We start from the raw sequence: 16,276 nt of genomic DNA, 5'->3' as shown, positions 1-16,276 counted from the left end.
TAGCCTCCCGCTCCTGGGGGGTCACTTGCAAAACAGAAGTCTGCTCGGCCGGCGGCACGAGCGTGACGTGCTCGACCGGCTGCTGCGCGACGTCCGGGCAGGACAGAGCCGGGCGCTGGTGCTGCGCGGCGAGGCCGGCGTCGGCAAGACCGCGCTGCTCGACCATCTCGCCGGCAAGGCGCCGGGGCTGGTGGTCCGGGCGGCCGGCGTCGAGGCGGAGAGGGAGATCCCCTACTCGGCGGTGCAGCAACTGTGCGCGCCCCTGCTCGGGCACCTGCCGAAGCTGCCCGGACCGCAGCGGGACGCCCTGGCCAGCGGCTTCGGCCTGTCCGGCGGCCCGAAACCGGAGACCCTGCTGATCGGGCTCGGCGTCCTCGGCCTGCTGGCCGAGGCCGCCGCCGGGACCGCCGCCGGACCCACCACCGGGGCCACCACCGGACCCACCACCGATCGGCCCGCCCAGCCCTTGCTCGGCATCGTCGACGACGCGCACTGGCTCGACCCGATGTCCGAGCTGATCCTGTCCTTCGTGGCCCGCCGCCTGCACGCCGAGTCGGTCGCCCTGGTCTTCGCCTCCCGCGAGCAGACCTTCACCGGCCTGCCCGAGCTGACGGTCGGCGGGCTGGCCGACGCCGACGCCCGAGCCCTGCTCGACTCGGTGCTGGCCGGGCCCGTCGACCGGCGGATCCGCGACCGGATCGTCGCCGAGACCCGGGGCAACCCGCTCGCGCTGCTCGAGCTTCCCCGCGGGCTCTCCCCGGCCGAGCTGGCGTTCGGGTTCGGGGGCGGCCGGGCGTCGATGACCGGCCGGGTCGAGGCCGGCTTCGAGCAGCGCATCGCTGCGCTGGCCCCGGACACCCGGACTCTGCTGATCACCGCGGCGGTGGAGCCGACCGGAGACGTCCAGTTGCTGTGGCGGGCGCTGCGGCTGCTGGGCGTCACCACCGGCGCGACCATCGGCGCCGAGCGGGCGGACCTGCTCGAGATCGGGGCCCAGGTTCGCTTCCGGCACCCGCTGGTGCGCTCGGCCGGCCTGCGCGCGGCCGAGCCGGGCGAGCTGCAGCGCATTCACGCGGCTCTGGCCGAGGTCACCGATCCCGTACGCGATCCCGACCGTCGCGCCTGGCACCGGGCACATGCGTCGGCCCGCCCGGACGAGGAGGTCGCCGCCGATCTCGAACGGTCGGCCGGCCGGGCCCGCGACCGGGGCGGCCAGGCCGCGGCCGCCGCGTTCCTGGAACGGGCGGCCGAGCTCAGCCTCGACCCGGGCGCGCGCGGCGCCCGGCTGCTGGCCGCGGCCGAGGCCCGGTTCGCGGCCGGCGCCCCCGCGGCCGTGCCCGACCTGCTGGCCGCGGCCGAGATCGGCCCGCTCGACCCGCTGCAGAAGGCCGGCGCCGAGCGGTTGCGGGCCCGGGTGGCGTTCGCGGTCAACCACGGTCGCGACGCCGGGCCGCCGCTGCTGACGGCGGCCAGGCGGCTGGCCGGGCTCGATCCGGCGGCGGCGCGGCAGACGTACTTCTTCGCCCTCGGCGCCGCCGTGCACGCGGGCCGGCTCGGCGGCGATGACCTGCGCGAGGCCGCCGTCGCGGCACGACAGGCCCCGGCCGGCGACGATCCCACCGGGATGCTGGTCAGCGGCCTGACCGCCCGGATCCTGGACGGGTACGCGGCCGGCGTGCCCCGGCTGACCGAGGCGCTGCGGGCGATGGACGCCGAGCGCGACCACGGGCTGCTCTGGCTGGCCGGACCGCTCACCCACGAGGTCTGGGACGACGTCAGCTGGCTGCGGCTCACCGACGGCGCGGCGGCCGTGTCGCGCGCCACCGGCGACCTGTCGGTGCTGCCGACGGCGCTGGCCTTCCAGGCCGGGGCGCTGGTCTACGCGGGCCGGTTCGCCGACGCGTCCCGGCTGCTCGACGAGGCACAGGCGATGCAGGTGCAGACCGGCCAGGCGCCGTTCCCGTCCGCGTCGGCGCTGCTGGCGGCGCACACCTATCCGGAGGAGCGGGCGCTCCGGCTGCTGGACACGCTCACGGCCGAGGGCACGGCGCGCGGCGAGGGCCGGTTGCTCGGCCTGGCCGACCTGGCCCGCGCCATCCTGCACAACGGGCGCGGCCGCTTCCCGGCGGCGCTCGAGGCGGCGCGCCGGGCGGCCGAGTTCGCGGACCTGGGCACGTACAACTGGGTGCTCGTTGAATTGATCGAGGCAGCCACGCGGTCCGGGGAGCCGGCGGCCGCGGCCGAGGCCCGGGAGATGCTCGCCGAGCGGACCTCCGCCTCCGGTACGAACTGGGCGCTGGGCGAACAGGCGCTGGCCGACGCGCTCACCGGTCCGGCCGGCCGGGTCGAGGATCATTTCCGGGAGGCGCTCGCCCGGCTGCCCGGGACGCTGCTGGGGGTGCAGGTGGCGCGGGTGCGCCTGCTCTACGGCGAGTGGTTGCGCCGCGACGACCGCCGCGGCCGGGCGCGGGAAGAATTACGGAGCGCGTACGAGGCATTCGGCGCAATGGGCGCGACCGGTTTCGCCGATCGGGCCCGGCGCGAGCTGGCGGCGACCGGCGAGACGGTGCGGCGCACGCGCTCGGGCGCCCGGGACGAGCCGACCGCGCAGGAGCTGCAGATCGCTCGCCTCGCCGTGGCCGGCCGCACCAACGCCGAGATCGGGGCCGAGCTGTTCCTGAGCCCGCGCACGGTCGAGTGGCACCTGCGCAACGTCTTCGGCAAGCTCGGCATCGCTTCCCGCCGAGAACTGGCCGGCGCTCTCGGAGAGGGACCGGGGACGGATCAAGCGCCATCGCGGCGGCCCTGACGGATCAAGCCCGTCGCGGCGGCCGTGACTGATCAGGCGCTGCCCCAGCGGGCCTAACGGATCAAGCGCCGTCGCGGCGGCCGTGACTGATCAGGCGCCATCGCGGCGGGCCTGACGGATCAAGCTTTGTCGCGGCGGGCCTGGCGGCGGGCGTTCGTGGCTCGCGTCGAGGCGCGACGTTTGCGCAGGTCGGGGGCGTCGGGGCGGCTCGTGGACCGCTGCGGGCTCAGCCTTGCCGGGCGCGGCGGAGGCGGGGCCGGCGGCGGGTGCTCCGCGGCCAGGCGTTCGGCGTGCAGGGCGTCGGCGCTGGCCTGGGCGGCCACGGCCAGCTGGCGGCTCACCCCGGCCAGGATGGTCTCGAACAGCTCAGCCTTCGCGCGGGAGCGGGCGTTGCGCGCGTGCGCCTTGCCACGCCCGCCGGCGTCCTCGATGCTCGCAGCGGCCTGCCGGCGGTAGCGCTTGACGTATTTGTCGCGATGCCGGCGAACCCGGGCGTGCAGGTCGATGAGCTCGTCCTCGTCGAGGCCGGCAAGCCGATCGGCGCGTGCCTCGCGGACCACGGCGAGCTCCGGTTCGGCGAGCGTGCCCAGCAGTGCGTCCATGCCGTCCCCCTCGTGCGCGATCGAGACGGCCAGTCTCGCCCCGCTGCCGCGTCGCCCGCCTCCTTCGGAGCGGGTGAAGTCGCCCCCGCGCGCATGAGTAAGCAGAGCAAGACGACCGCGCGCGCATGAGTAAGCAGAGCAAGACGACGACCGCGCGCGCATGAGTAAGCAGAGCAAGACGACCGCGCGCGCATGAGTAAGCAGAGCAAGGCGACCGCGCGCGCATGAGTAAGCAGAGCAAGGCGACCCCGCGCGTATGAGTAAGCAGAGCAAGACGACCCCGCGCGCATGGGTAAGCAGAGCAAGACGACCCCGCGCGTATAAGTAAGCAGAGCAAAGCGACCCCGCGCGTATGAGTAAGCAGAGCAAAGCGACCGGGCGGGCAAGGCCGGCGCGCGGCCGAGGCGGGCGGGCAAAGCGGCCGGGCAAAAGCGGCCGGGCAAAGCGGCCGGGCAAGGCGGGCGCGTTGTCACGGACCCGATCGGGCTGCTCGGCGCAGGGAGTCGGCCTCGGCGTGGCGGCCGTCGGCGTCGAGCAGGTCGGCCCCGACCGAGCGGGCCGCGTACAGCAGCTTGTCGCGGACCGTGGGGTTGTGGCGGTCGCGTTGCAGCAGGCCCATTGTCTCGGAGAGGGCAGTCATCGCGTCGCGGCGGCGGCGGCCGGCGGTGCGGCAGATGCGGGCGAACGTGATCAGGCCGCGGGCCAGGTCCAGGCCGTAGCGGCGGCCGCTCAGGCGGTTCAGGCGGCGGTAGATGGAGACCGCTCGGCTCTGCGCGGCCAGCGCGTCCGGCCAGTGTTCGAGGCCGGCCAGGGCCGCGGCCTGGACGGCGAGGGCACGGGCCAGGTCCCGGTCGTAGGCGACGTTGACCCCGGCCAGGCGCTCGAGGACCTGCACGGCGTCGGCGGCGGCGCGGGCCGAGGACGGCAGCTGCCGCAGTGACTGGAGGGTTCGGGCCCGGCCCAGCAGCGCGTTCGCCAGGTCGTCCTCGAGGCCGGGCTCGCCCGCCATCGGGCGCAGCAGGGTCGCGGTCTCGTCCAGGGCCCGCAGCGCGTCGTGGTGGCGCTTGGCCGCGCGCAGGTGTTCGGCGTGCTGCAGGAGCGCCCGGACCAGCGCGCGCCGGTGACGCGGGTCGGCCTCGGCGACGCGGCGCAGGTGGGTGACGGCGTGCCAGCCGTGGTCGAGAGCGGCGGCGTCCTCGCCGAGCTGCCACAGCGCGAGGCTGAGGTCGGCGAGGCAGGCGGCGACCTCGTCGGCCGGAGGTCTTGCCCGTACGCCGGAAGCCGTCCACATGCGAGCCGCCTCGCCGAGCGTCTCCGCGGCGCCGGGCCAGTCCTGGGCGCGCAGCTGGGCCCGGCCGAGGCTGCGCAGCGCGAACTCCAGCCGCGCCGGGTTGGCGGGCAGTCGCCTGATCTTGGCGACGGCCGTGGTGAGCAGCCGGACGCTGTCGGCGACCCGGCCGGTGTGCAGCAGCCGCCAGCCGAGCTTCAGGTCGGAGGCGGCGTCGCCGGTGGCGATGCGCTCGGTGACCGCGGCGATGCCGGGGTGCAGGTCGGCGGGGGCGTCGGCGGGGAACGCGGACTCGATCGCGGCGAGAGCTTCGCGCGGCATGTACGCGGCGGCGGCGAGCGCGCAGAGCGTGGGTGAACCGGCTTGGACCGCCACGTCGGGGTTCACCGCGATGAAGGGCACGAGCCGGTTCTGCGCGAGGTGAGGAGAGCGGCCGGCGGCCTCGACCAGCAGGGGCAGGGCCGTGATTCCGGCGCCCTGGGCCAGCAGCGTCTCGAGCGCCCGCGCGGCCCAGGGGTCGGCGTGGTGCAGGGCGACGAAGTCCTCGGCCAGCGGCGCCGGGTAGAGCGGCTCGAGCGCGGTGGCCTGCCCGCGCGGCGGCGGATAGCACGCGGCGTGCTCGTCGACCGCGCGCACGGGATCGTCGGCGGCGCCGGTCGACGCGACCACGGCGACCGCCGCCGCGTGGTCCAGCGACCGGGTCAGCGCGGCCAGGAACACGGCACGGCCCATCACGGTGGTGAGCAGTCCCGATCCGGGCACGGGCGGGCCTGGTGGCCAGTGCTCGCGCTCCCGGGCCAGCAGACAGCGCGGGACCGAGGCGGGGTCGTCGCCGAGGACCTGGGCGAGCGCGGCCATGTGGACCATCAGGGCCGGGCCTTCGACGGCGGCGGGCGGCGGGGCCTGCGCGGCGGGCAGGCCGAGCGCCTGGGTGAAACAGGCGCCGGCCACCGCGTACGTCGACGGAAGTGTGCGCAGCGGGGACCCGTCGGCGTGCACCCCGATCGCCTCCGCCAGCTCGCCGCGCAGCCAGTGCCACCAGTTGCCGGCCGTGCGGGCCAGCAGCAGGACGCGCAGGCCCGGGCTGCCGTGCAGGCGCCGGTCGAGCAGCAGGGCCAGCAGGTCGGTGACCGGCCACCGGTCGGCGTGGTCGACGACGACGAGCAGGCTGCGGGCCTCGACCAGGGCCTCGCCGGCCGTCGTCTCGACGGGGCGGACGGCGGCGTCTCGGCTGTGCCGGGCCCGCAGGGTGATCCAGCGGTCGCGCCGGGAGAGCTCGGCGAAGCGGTGCGCCAGGCGGGTCTTGCCCTCGCCCGGGCCGGCGTGCACGAGCCGCACCGCCATCGCGGCGTCGGCGTCGCGCCAGGCGGTGAGCTCGGCGATCTCGTCGGTGCGGCCGGTGAACCGCACGACGCGGCCGGTGGCGTCGAGCAGGCGGCTGGGCGGGGCGGGGCCGCGCGGCGGCGGCGTTCCGGAGGTCAGCTCGTCGATCAGGTACGTGCCTGTTCGCCGATGCTCGGCGGCCGGCCGGCCGGGCATCAACTACCCTCCATGCCCACCAGTATGACTATGCCGTCGCAGCGCCCGGCAGGCAGACGTCGGGGAGCAGGAACCAGCGCAGCTTCTCGAACGCGGCCGGGAGCTCCAGGCGTACGCCATCGGTGGGCTCGTGGAGATTTTCCAGCAGTTGCCGGGCCTCCGCGAGGTAGCCCGCCAGCACCTCCTCGCCGACGGTCGCGGTCGGCACGGGCGGCATCGTGACGCTTCCGTCGGACGACAGCACGACGTCGGAGATCCGGACCGGCCGGGGCCGGAAGTCGCGGTGGGTCCAGCGCGCGGTGCGGGGGTCGAACCGGTATTCCGGCAGCAGCCGCGAACCGTACTGAGCGATCAGCGAGACCGCCGAGATCAGGTAGTCGGCCACCGCGTCGGAGATGAAGTAGTTGAGGTTCAGCCTGGTCCAGCCCGGTTTGATCCCCTCCCAGCCGTCGATGATCTCGCCCCGGAACTCCTGCGAATGCGCCTCGTCGATGCCGAGCAGGCGATGCCCGTACGGCCCGGCGCAGGAACACCCGCTGCGGGCCTGGATGCCGAAGAGGTCGTTGAGCAGCGCCGCCACGTAGTTGTGGTGCAGGTGCTGCTCGCCCGCGCGCACCTGGAACGACACGATCGACAGCCGCCGGGCCTCGAGGTCGCCGAGGATCTCGATCTCCGGACGGGTCGCCCACACCTGACGCGCGCGCTGCCACAGCTCGGTCTCGCGTTCCTCGATCCGTTCGGCGCCGACCGCGTCCTTGACCTGGAACACCAGGCCGGCCCGGATCGACTCGACGATCGCCGGGGTGCCGCCCTCCTCGCGCGCCACCGGGTCGGTCAGGTAGCGGTGGCCGGTCGGGTCGACGTAGGCGACGGTCCCGCCGCCGGGGATCACCGGCACCCGGTTGGTCATCAGCCGCTTGTCGACCACCAGCACGCCCGGCGTCTGCGGCCCGCCCGCGAACTTGTGCGGCGACAGGAAGACGGCGTCCTTGCCGGCCATCGAGATCGGCACGTACGGGCCGGCGGCCGCGTAGTCCCACACCGACAGCGCGCCGTGCTCCCGCAGCACGGTCGAGACCGCCGCCGTGTCGGTCAGGATCCCGGTGACGTTCGAGGCCGCCGAGAAACTGCCAATGCGCAAGGGCCGGTTCCCGTACGCGACCAGAGCGTCCCGCAGGGCGTCCAGATCCACGTGACCGGTGTGGTCGGACTCGATCTCGACGACGTCCGCGATCGACTCCCGCCAGGGCAGCTCGTTGGAGTGGTGCTCGTACGGCCCGACGAAGATGACCGGGCGCTGGTCGGCGGGAATGTGCGAGCTCAACGCGTACCGGTCATCGAGATTTTCGGGAATCCGGAGGCCGAGGATGCCGACCAGCTTGGCCACCGCCGAGGTCGCTCCCGAGCCGCAGAAGACCACGACGTGCTCCGGTCCGGCGCCGACGCTGCGATGGATGATCGCGCGGGCCTCCTCGCGCAGGGCGCCGGTCTGCGCGCCCGTCGCCGACGCCTCGGTGTGCGTGTTGGCGTAGCGGGCCAGCACGTGCCCGTCGATGAACTCCTCGACGAAATCCAGCGCCTGCCCCGACGCCGTGTAGTCGGCGTAGGTGATCCGCCGCGGCCCGAACGGCCCGTCCAGCACCTGCCCGGCGCCGATCAGCCCGTCCCGGATCCGTTCCAGCATCATTATGTCGACCTCCCGAAGGAATTGAACGATGATTAGGGTCCCGGATCAATCGGCTCCGCGGTTTTTCGGCGGTGACATATCACCGGATCACGACGCCGGCGCCTCGCGGGACGCCAGCCAGGCCGCGCCGCGGCGGGCCGAGGCCCGGGACAGCCACGCGTCCTGGACCACCTCGGCCAGCTCGTCCCGGGTGATCTCGCCGATCCGGCTCGCCCGCAGCAGCACCGAGCGGTGGCCGTCGAAGTGCGGCGTGGTGAAGAACGGGCTCGACCCGTCCTGCACCATCGCGAGCTTGTCGTCCTCGCTCTCCACCCAGAAGACGATCACGTCGGCGTAGCGCTCGCCGGTCGCCGGGTCGAACGCGTCCGGCCGCGGGTTGCGGAAGAACACGAACGACTTGCCGCCGACCTGGTAGACCGGGTTCTCCCCGTTCCCCCACTCGACCGTCACGTGCGGCATCGACTCGGCGATCTCGTGCACATCCTCGACCCGCGCGGGCCGGCTCCCCTGTTCGGTCACCGTCCCACCCTAAATCGCACCCTAAATCGCACAGAGTGCACGGACGGGGTGTGTGGGCCGCGCACATGTGCGCGAGCCACCGGGGGCTCGTAAGTTCACGGCCATGACGACGGCACATGTGGTCGACCTGGATCTGTCCGGACGCACGGCCCTGGTGACGGGGGGCGGCAGCGGCATCGGGCGGGCCTGCGCGCTGCGGCTGGCGGCGGCCGGGGCCGACGTGGTCGTGGTGGACATCAACGCCGAGGCGGCCAAGGCCGTGGCCGGGGAGATCGGCGGGCAGGCCGTGGTGGCCGACCTGGGCGAGCCCGACTCGGTGGCCGACCTGCCGGCGGCCGTCGACGTGCTGGTGAACAACGCCGGGTTGCAGGTCGTCGCGCCGCTCACGGAGTTTCCGGACGATCGGTTCGCGCTGATCCAGCGGGTGATGACGGAAACGCCGTACCGGCTGATCAAGCACGTTCTTCCGCACATGTACGCGGGAGGCTGGGGCCGCGTCGTCAACATCTCCTCGGTGCACGGGCTGCTGGCCTCGCCGTACAAGGCCGCCTACGTCACCGCGAAGCACGCGCTGGAGGGGCTCAGCAAGGTCACCGCGCTCGAGGGCGCCGAGCACGGGGTGACCTCGAACTGCATCTGCCCGGCGTTCGTGCGGACCCCGCTCGTCGACAAGCAGATCACCGACCAGGCGACGATCAACGACATCCCCGAGTCCGAGGTGATCGAGAAGATCATGCTCGACCGGGCGGCCATCAAGCGGCTGATCGAGCCCGAGGAGGTCGCGGAGCTTCTCGCGTACCTCTGCACCCCACCCGCCTCCCTGATCACCGGCTCGTCGGTCACCATCGACGGCGGATGGACGGCGCACTAGTTTGCGATTCATGCCGTCTCCCCGCGAATACCTGGACCTGCTGGCCCGGGAGGCCGCCGCCGTCGAGTTCGAGCGCCCCTCGCTCGCCGCGCGGCAGGCCGGCGCGTCCCCGGGCGAGCTCGCCGAGCTCGAGGAGATCAAGGTGGCCGCGCTGCGGGTGCGGCAGCTGCTGGAGCGCCGCCGCCGGCGCGAGGAGGAGCTTTCGGCGCTGTACGACACGGCCGGTGACCTGGCCGGGCTGCGCGACGTGGACGCCGTGCTGCGGGCGATCGTGCACCGGGCGCGGACCCTGCTGGCGGCCGACGTGTCGTACATGACGCTCAACGACACCGAGCGCGGCGACACCTACATGCGGATCACCGACGGCTCGGTGGCGGCCAGCTTCCAGCAGCTGCGTCTGCCGGCGGGGGCGGGGCTGGGCGGCCTGGTCGCGGTCTCCGGCACCCCCTACTCGACGGCCGACTACAACGACGACCCCCGGTTCCGGCACACGGCAGAGATCGATTCGGGCGTACGGGATGAGGGCCTCGTCGCGATTCTCGGGGTGCCCCTGCGTCTCGGCTCGACGGTGATCGGCGTGCTCTTCGCGGCCAATCGCACCGAGCGCCCGTTCGCCCGCGAGGAGGTCGCGCTGCTCGCGTCGCTGGGCGCCCACGCCGCGGTGGCGCTGGACACCGCGCGCCTGATCACCGAGACGCAGGCGGCGCTGGGCGAGCTGTCGGCCGCGAACCGGGTGATCCAGGCGCACAGCGCGTCGGTCGAGCGGGCCGCCGACGCCCACGACCGGATGACGGCGGTGGTGCTGCGCGGCGGCGGCGTCGAGGACGTGGCGGCCGACCTGGTCGACGTGCTCGGCGGCGCCCTGCTGGTGCTCGACGCCCACGGCCGGACGCTGGCCACCGCCAAGTCACCGACCTGGCCCGGCGGCATGCCCTCGGCCGACCCCGCCGCCGCGCGCGCCGGCCACAGCATCCGCATCGGCGACGCGTACGTGACCGCGGTGGCGGCCGGCGGCGACAACCTGGGCGCGCTCGTCTTCCATCCGGAGGACCCGCTCGAGGGCGCCGACCAGCGCATTCTCGAGCGCGCCGCGCAGATCACGGCGTTGCTGCTGCTGTTTCGCCGGACGGTCGCCGAGGCCGAGGGCCAGGTCCGCGGCGAGCTGCTCGACGACCTGATCGCCGGCCAGGTCCGCGACGCCGACGCGCTGCGGTCGCGGGCCCAGCGGATCGCCGTCGACCTCGACGCCCCGCACGTGCTGGTGGCGGTGGGCGAGGGTCTGCGCCAGCGGGCCGTCTCCTGGGCGCGCACGTTCGCCACGGCCCGGGGCGGGCTCGCGGCCGGCCGCGACGGCCGGGTGGCGCTGCTGCTGCCCGGCGACGATCCGGCGTCGATGGCCCGCACGGTGGCGAAGGAGCTGGGCCGCGCGCTGGGCCGGCCGGTGACCGCGGGTGCGGCCGGGCCGGCGTCGGGTCCCGCCGGCGTGGCCCCGGCCTACCGCGAGGCGGACTCGTGCGCGACGGCGCTGATCGCCCTGGGCCGGGCCGGGGACGGCGCCAGCCACACCGAGCTGGGCTACGTGGGCCTGCTGCTCGGCGACCGGCGCGAGGTTCCCGCGTTCGTCCGCTCGACCCTCGGGCCGGTGATCGACTACGACGCCCGCCGCGGGACCGCCCTGCTCAAGACCCTCGAGGCGTACTTCGGCGCGGGCGGCAGCCTGGCCCGGGCGGCCGAGACCCTGCACGTGCACGTCAACACGGTCACCCAGCGCCTGGACCGGATAGCGAACCTGCTCGGCGCCGACTGGCAGTCCCCGGGCCGGGCGCTCGACCTGCAACTGGCGCTGCGCCTGCACCGGCTGCGCGGGCCACTGACATGACGCCCGGGACAATCATGTGGGCGATCGCCATGTGTGGCCGCCGGGGCGTTCTCTAAGCTGCGGCCGTGGAAGAGATCGACGTTCCGGTTTCCGGTGGCACGCTGCGGACCGTGGTCTGGCCCGGGGACGGGCCCGCCGTCATCGCGGCGCACGGGATCACGTCCAACGCGCTGTCGTGGGTCGCCGTCGCCCGGGAGCTGGCGGGCGGCGTCCGGCTGATCGCTCCTGATCTGCGGGGGCGGGCGGGGAGCGCGGCACTTCCCGGGCCCTACGGGATGGCCGCGCATGCCGACGATCTGATGGCCGTCGCCGATCATCTCGGGCTGGACCGGGTGGCGCTGGTGGGACACTCGATGGGCGGGTTCGTGGTGACCTCGACCGCCGCGCGTCATCCTCGGCGGGTCGGGCCGGTGCTGCTCATCGACGGCGGGCGCCCGCTGCCGGTGCCTCCGGGCGTCGACGTGGACACGGCCTTGTTGGCGACGATCGGGCCGGCCATGCGGCGGCTGTCGATGACTTTCCCCACTATTTCCTCATATCTCGCTTTTTTCCGGGCTAATCCGGCGCTCGGGAATTATTGGAGCTCGGATATCGCCGGATATATCCGGCGGGATTTCACCGGGAGCGGGTCGTCGTGCAATATCGAGGCCATCCGGGCCGATGCGCGGGACATGCTCACGGCGCCGGCCCCGGCCGACTTTCCGATGATCGCGGCGCCGCGGGGGCTGCAGGACGAGGAGACCGGCATGTATCCGCGGGAGCTGCTCTCCGGCGCGGAGATCGTGCCGGACGTCAATCACTACACGATCCTGCTCGGCCCCGGCGCCGAGGTGGTCGCCGCGCGAATCCGGGCGCTTTTCTGACCGTTCCGCCCTATCTTAAATCCACATTTTGTGGTATATTGTGGACGGTTGGGTTATACCGTGGCCGCCATGGCTGACTCACGTCTTCACGCATTGTTCGCGTCGTTCTCCGCCGCCGGCGCCGACCCGTCGCTCGGCGAGTGCTTCGCCGACCCGTTCGTGGTCGCCGATGCCGGCGGCGCCCGCCCCGTCTCGCGCGCGGCGTTCCTGCAGGCACTCCCCCGCCGGGCCCAGGCGTTCGCCGACGCCGGCGTGGGCCGGGCCGCGCTCACCTCGCTGACCGAGAGCCGCATCGACGAGAACTACCTGCTGATCGGCACCGAGTGGGAGTGCCCCCGCCTGGCCGGCGGCGACCCGCTGCGCCTGTCGTCGTCGTTCCTGGTGCGCGACGACGGCGACCGCCTGGAGATCCTGCTCTACCTCAACCACGCCGGACTTTGAGTACTCGCACTCATCCGCCGGGCCGCCGCGCCCGAGAAGGATGTGCGCCATGGAAATCGCCCCGCAACCGAAGGTGACGTCGGCCTTCTACATCCAGGCCGCCGCGTCGTTCGGCATCTCGCTGACCGCCCTCGCGGTGGGCATCTTCTACCTGCCGGTCGGCGGGTGGATTCGCGCGTTCCTCGCGGTGGGTCTGCTCTACGTGGTGACCTCCGCCTTCACGCTGGCCAAGACGGTCCGTGACTCCCAGGAGGTCGGCACCGTGGTGCGCCGCGTCGACCAGGCCCGCATCGACAAGTTCATCAACGAGCACGACCCGTTCAAGCAGGGCGCCGGGGTTTGACGGGCGCGTAACGGGGGGCGGCGGGCGATACCGCGGCGGTGTGTTGGCCGGGGTGTCGCCCGCTGGTTTGTCGCCTTTTTACGTCGCTTGGGTTGTGGACGGCGGCGGAAAAGTGTCGTAGTCGGGTGCTTGCATGGCACCCCACCCGAACGGGGTGGGCCGGGAGCGGAGAATCGCCGCATGTATCTGATCAGGGAACGGTTCTTTGCCATCGGCGACGACTTCGACGTGCTGGACGAGCACGGCAACAAGGTCTATCGGGTGGACGGCAAGGTGTTCAGCATCCGGGGCCGGCTGGTGATCGAGGACGCGAACGGCGACGAGGTCGCCTCGGTGCACCGGCAGCTGGTGGCGCTGCGGGCGACGTACGAGATCCGGATCGGTGGGGAGAAGGCGGCCGAGGTCCGCAAGAAGTTGTTCACGCCGTTCCGGGACAAGTTCACGATCGACGTGCCGGGGCCGGACGACCTGGAGATGAAGGGCGACCTGCTCGACCACGAGTACGTGATCGAGCAGGACGGCGCGGAGGTCGCGGCCGTCTCGAAGCGCTGGCTGACGATCCGCGACACGTACGCGGTGCAGGTCGCCGCCGGCGTGGACCCGCTCCTGATCATCGGGAGCGCGCTGGCCCTCGATCTGGCCCTGGAGCGGGACGCCAAGCCCGGCGACGACGACTAGCCGGTCGACGGGCCTTCACCGCCTTCCGCGCGGCCGGATCGGGCGCTTCACGCGTACCTCTTGGTCGCCGCCTCCCAACCCGGCAGCTCCGACGCCGGACGATGGCCCGGACCCACGTAGTCGGCCGACGGCCGGATGATCTTCCCGAGCCGCTTCTGCTCGAGGATGTGCGCGCTCCAGCCCGCCGTGCGCGCGCAGGTGAACACCGCCGCCAGCATCTCCGGCGGCACCTCCGCGAAGTCGAGCACCACCGCGGCCCAATACTCCACATTGGTCTCGAGCACCCGGTCCGGCTTGCGTTCGCGCAGCTCGGCCAGCGCCGCCTTCTCCAGCTCCAGCGCCACCTCGTAACGCGGCGCGCCCAGCTCCCGCGCGGTCTCGCGCAGGATCGCCGCCCGCGGATCCTCGGCGCGATAGATGGCGTGACCGAAACCCATCAGGCGCTTTCCCGAATCAAGGACATTGCGCACGTACGCCCGCGGGTCAGCACCGCGTTCGACATCTTCGATCATCCCGAGGGCGCGAGCGGGCGCCCCGCCGTGCAACGGTCCGCTCAGGGCCGCGACCGCCGCCGACAGGCAGGCCGGCACGTCGGCGCCGGTGCTGGCCACGACGCGGGCGGTGAAGGTCGACGCGTTCATGCCGTGCTCGGCCGCGCAGACCCAGTAGCGGTCGATCGCCGCCACGTGCCGCGGGTCGGGCTCGCCCTGCCAGCGGATCATGAACCGCTCGGTCGCGCTCCGGCCGCCGTCGACGAGCCGCTGCGGCACGGCCGGCCGGCGAGCGCCGCGCGCCGACTGCGCGACGTAAGACAGCATCATCACCGAGATCCGGGCCAGATCCTGCCGGGCCTGGTCGTGGTCGATGTCGATCAGCGGCCGCAGCCCCCAGTGCGGCGCCAGCATCGAGACCGCGGCCTGCACGTCCACGCGGATGTCGCCGGAGTGCACCGGGATCGGGTACGGCTCCGCCGCCGGCAGCCCCTCCGCGAAGTCGCCGTCCGCGAGCAGCCCCCACACCTCGGAAAAGCCCACCGATCCGGCGAGCTCCCGGATGTCGACGCCGCGATACCGCAGCGCCCCGCCGTCCCGATCGGGCTCGGCAATCTCGGTGTCGAACGCGACGACACCGGCAAGTCCAGGGTTGACACTCAACATGAACTCAACATCCGCCTAGTCAATGTTGACGTCAACATTGATTCAGTCAACATGAGAGCATCTCCACATGCCCGCAAAGCCCCACCCACCGGTCGCCCCTTCATCGCCCGCCGTGCCGACGCTCACCACCGAGCAGGTCGCCCAGCGGCTGGGCGTCAAGCCGGCGACCGTCTACGCCTACGTGAGCCGGGGCTTGCTCGCGAGCCGCCGCAACGCCGACGGCAAGGGCAGCCTCTTCACCCGGCGCGAGGTGGACGCCTTCGTGGCCGGCCGCAAGCGCACCACCACCCCGACCACCCAGACCGGCATAACCCTGATCCGCAACGGCCACGTCTACTACCGAGGCCACGACGCCGGCGACCTGGCCCGCGAGTCGACCTTCGAGGCCGTGGCCACGCTGCTCTGGACCGGCTCACTCACCCACGGCGATTTCGCACCGGAAGCGCCGGGCGCCGATCCGGCAGCCGGCAGTCGCGCCGCGATCGCCGACTTCTCACCCGCGCCCGGCAGTCGCGCCTCGAGCCCCGACGCCCAACCCGCGGCCGGCGGTCGCGCCTCGACCGCCGACGCCCATCCCCCGGCCGGCAGTCGCGGCGCGACCGCCGACGCCCATTCCGCAGCCGGTGGGCGCGCCTCGATCGCCGGACCGGATCGGACCGCCGGTGGTCGGCGGTCGAGCGCCGATCCCCTCGCCGGCGCGCCGGTTGCCGGCGTGTGGGCGACCGGCGGTCCGTCGTCGCGCGATCGCGATCTCGGCAGTCGGCAGCTTGCCCTCGCCGAGCAGGTGATCGCGCCGCTGCCGGTGGACGCTCGGCTCACCGATCGTCTGCGCGTCATCGTGGCCGCCGTTGCCTCGGCCGATCCGTTGCGGTTCGACACCAGCCCGACCGCGGTGATCGCTACCGGGCGGGCCCTCATCGGCACCATGGTCGGTGCGCTGCCGCCGCAGCTGCCCGATGACGGCGCCTCTCCCCTGGCCGCGCGGCTTTGGCGCCGGCTGACCGGGCGTGTGCCGTCCGAGGGTGACACCCGGCTGCTCGACGCGACGCTGATCCTGCTCGCCGACCACGACATGGCGGCCTCGACCATGGCCGCTCGGGTGGCGGCGTCGACCCGGGCGCATCCCTACGCGGTGGTGAGCGCGGGGCTGGCCGCGTTCGACGGGCCGCTGCACGGCGGCGCGAGCGGGCTCGCCTATAACCTGCTCACCGAGGCAATGTCCGAGAATGATCCGGTCACCCCGATCGCCGAGCGGCTGCGGACGGGGTCGCTGGTGGCCGGGTTCGGGCATTCGCTCTACCCGGACGGTGACCCGCGCGCCACGACGCTGATGGCGATGCTCGGCGACGGGCCGGTCCGCGAGGCCGCCAGCCGGGTCGCGGACGCGATGCGCGCCCGCTCGGGCGTCCATCCCAACATCGACTTCGCGCTCGCCACCCTGGCCCTCGAGCACGGCATGCCGCCCGACGCGAGCGAGGCGATCTTCGCGGTGGCCCGGACCGCGGGGTGGCTCGCGCACGCACTCGAGGAGTACGCCGACCGGCCGCTGCGTTTCCGCCCGGTGGGCATGTACGCGGGCCGCGACCCATCGGCCTGAGGC

At 73.5% G+C, this 16,276-nt stretch carries 13 protein-coding genes; 8 read left to right on the top strand and 5 right to left on the bottom strand.

What is annotated here, in order from left to right; translation table 11 throughout:
• Positions 1–25: 25 nt before the first annotated feature.
• Positions 26–2,809: an AAA family ATPase gene (locus tag ACZ6TB_RS08665; protein WP_465552127.1), complete on the top strand. Its 2,784-nt coding sequence runs from the start codon at positions 26–28 to the stop codon at positions 2,807–2,809.
• A 119-nt stretch (positions 2,810–2,928) separates the two neighbouring features.
• Here the strand turns inward: ACZ6TB_RS08665 and ACZ6TB_RS08660 are convergent, their stop codons facing one another.
• The 4 genes from ACZ6TB_RS08660 to ACZ6TB_RS08645 form a co-directional block, all read right to left on the bottom strand.
• The gene (locus ACZ6TB_RS08660; protein WP_465552126.1) at positions 2,929–3,411 is read right to left on the bottom strand and encodes a hypothetical protein; all 483 of its coding nucleotides are present in this window, start codon (positions 3,409–3,411) and stop codon (positions 2,929–2,931) included.
• Between the two features lie 469 nt (positions 3,412–3,880).
• Positions 3,881–6,238: a hypothetical protein gene (locus tag ACZ6TB_RS08655; protein WP_465552124.1), complete on the bottom strand. Its 2,358-nt coding sequence runs from the start codon at positions 6,236–6,238 to the stop codon at positions 3,881–3,883.
• Positions 6,239–6,266: 28 nt separating this feature from the next.
• On the bottom strand, positions 6,267–7,925 hold the full coding sequence (locus ACZ6TB_RS08650) for an aminotransferase class V-fold PLP-dependent enzyme (protein ID WP_465552122.1): 1,659 nt from the start codon (positions 7,923–7,925) through the stop codon (positions 6,267–6,269).
• Between the two features lie 87 nt (positions 7,926–8,012).
• Positions 8,013–8,444 (bottom strand): MmcQ/YjbR family DNA-binding protein, encoded by a 432-nt coding sequence (locus tag ACZ6TB_RS08645; RefSeq protein WP_465552120.1) that lies wholly within the window; start codon positions 8,442–8,444, stop codon positions 8,013–8,015.
• A 103-nt stretch (positions 8,445–8,547) separates the two neighbouring features.
• Here ACZ6TB_RS08645 and ACZ6TB_RS08640 point away from each other — a divergent pair, with 103 nt between their 5' ends.
• The 6 genes from ACZ6TB_RS08640 (at position 8,548) to ACZ6TB_RS08615 (ending at position 13,519) form a co-directional block, all read left to right on the top strand.
• On the top strand, positions 8,548–9,315 hold the full coding sequence (locus ACZ6TB_RS08640; protein ID WP_465552118.1) for a 3-hydroxybutyrate dehydrogenase: 768 nt from the start codon (positions 8,548–8,550) through the stop codon (positions 9,313–9,315).
• A gap of 10 nt (positions 9,316–9,325) precedes the next feature.
• A complete protein-coding gene (locus tag ACZ6TB_RS08635; protein WP_465552116.1) occupies positions 9,326–11,194 on the top strand; it encodes a helix-turn-helix domain-containing protein in 1,869 nt (622 codons plus the stop codon).
• A gap of 65 nt (positions 11,195–11,259) precedes the next feature.
• Complete coding sequence (locus tag ACZ6TB_RS08630) at positions 11,260–12,057, top strand: alpha/beta fold hydrolase (RefSeq protein ID WP_465552114.1); 798 nt, start codon at positions 11,260–11,262, stop codon at positions 12,055–12,057.
• A 69-nt stretch (positions 12,058–12,126) separates the two neighbouring features.
• Entirely contained in the window at positions 12,127–12,498 is a 372-nt protein-coding gene (locus ACZ6TB_RS08625) for a hypothetical protein (protein ID WP_465552112.1), read from the top strand.
• A gap of 49 nt (positions 12,499–12,547) precedes the next feature.
• Positions 12,548–12,841 carry a YiaA/YiaB family inner membrane protein gene (locus ACZ6TB_RS08620; RefSeq protein WP_465552110.1) on the top strand — a complete coding sequence of 98 codons (294 nt, stop codon included), beginning with the start codon at positions 12,548–12,550 and terminating at the stop codon, positions 12,839–12,841.
• 180 nt (positions 12,842–13,021) lie between these two features.
• Positions 13,022–13,519 (top strand): LURP-one-related/scramblase family protein, encoded by a 498-nt coding sequence (locus tag ACZ6TB_RS08615; protein ID WP_465552108.1) that lies wholly within the window; start codon positions 13,022–13,024, stop codon positions 13,517–13,519.
• 47 nt (positions 13,520–13,566) lie between these two features.
• Here ACZ6TB_RS08615 and ACZ6TB_RS08610 read toward each other — a convergent pair whose 3' ends face one another.
• Complete coding sequence (locus tag ACZ6TB_RS08610; protein WP_465552107.1) at positions 13,567–14,676, bottom strand: citrate synthase 2; 1,110 nt, start codon at positions 14,674–14,676, stop codon at positions 13,567–13,569.
• A 67-nt stretch (positions 14,677–14,743) separates the two neighbouring features.
• Here ACZ6TB_RS08610 and ACZ6TB_RS08605 point away from each other — a divergent pair, with 67 nt between their 5' ends.
• Complete coding sequence (locus tag ACZ6TB_RS08605; protein ID WP_465552106.1) at positions 14,744–16,273, top strand: citrate/2-methylcitrate synthase; 1,530 nt, start codon at positions 14,744–14,746, stop codon at positions 16,271–16,273.
• Positions 16,274–16,276: the final 3 nt, after the last annotated feature.

It is taken from the genome of Actinoplanes sp. NPDC051537 (genome assembly GCF_055586105.1).
This window is presented reverse-complemented; position numbering and strand designations above follow the sequence as displayed.

Bases quoted from the DNA above. Each gene is read 5' to 3' on its own strand.
- ACZ6TB_RS08605 (WP_465552106.1), top strand. From the start codon at position 14,744: ATGCCCGCAAAGCCCCACCCACCGGTCGCCCCTTCATCGCCCGCCGTG.
- ACZ6TB_RS08625 (WP_465552112.1), top strand. From the start codon at position 12,127: ATGGCTGACTCACGTCTTCACGCATTGTTCGCGTCGTTCTCCGCCGCC.
- ACZ6TB_RS08660 (WP_465552126.1), bottom strand. From the start codon at position 3,411: ATGGACGCACTGCTGGGCACGCTCGCCGAACCGGAGCTCGCCGTGGTC.
- ACZ6TB_RS08610 (WP_465552107.1), bottom strand. From the start codon at position 14,676: ATGTTGAGTGTCAACCCTGGACTTGCCGGTGTCGTCGCGTTCGACACC.
- ACZ6TB_RS08650 (WP_465552122.1), bottom strand. From the start codon at position 7,925: ATGATGCTGGAACGGATCCGGGACGGGCTGATCGGCGCCGGGCAGGTG.
- ACZ6TB_RS08640 (WP_465552118.1), top strand. From the start codon at position 8,548: ATGACGACGGCACATGTGGTCGACCTGGATCTGTCCGGACGCACGGCC.
- ACZ6TB_RS08635 (WP_465552116.1), top strand. From the start codon at position 9,326: ATGCCGTCTCCCCGCGAATACCTGGACCTGCTGGCCCGGGAGGCCGCC.
- ACZ6TB_RS08620 (WP_465552110.1), top strand. From the start codon at position 12,548: ATGGAAATCGCCCCGCAACCGAAGGTGACGTCGGCCTTCTACATCCAG.
- ACZ6TB_RS08615 (WP_465552108.1), top strand. From the start codon at position 13,022: ATGTATCTGATCAGGGAACGGTTCTTTGCCATCGGCGACGACTTCGAC.
- ACZ6TB_RS08655 (WP_465552124.1), bottom strand. From the start codon at position 6,238: ATGCCCGGCCGGCCGGCCGCCGAGCATCGGCGAACAGGCACGTACCTG.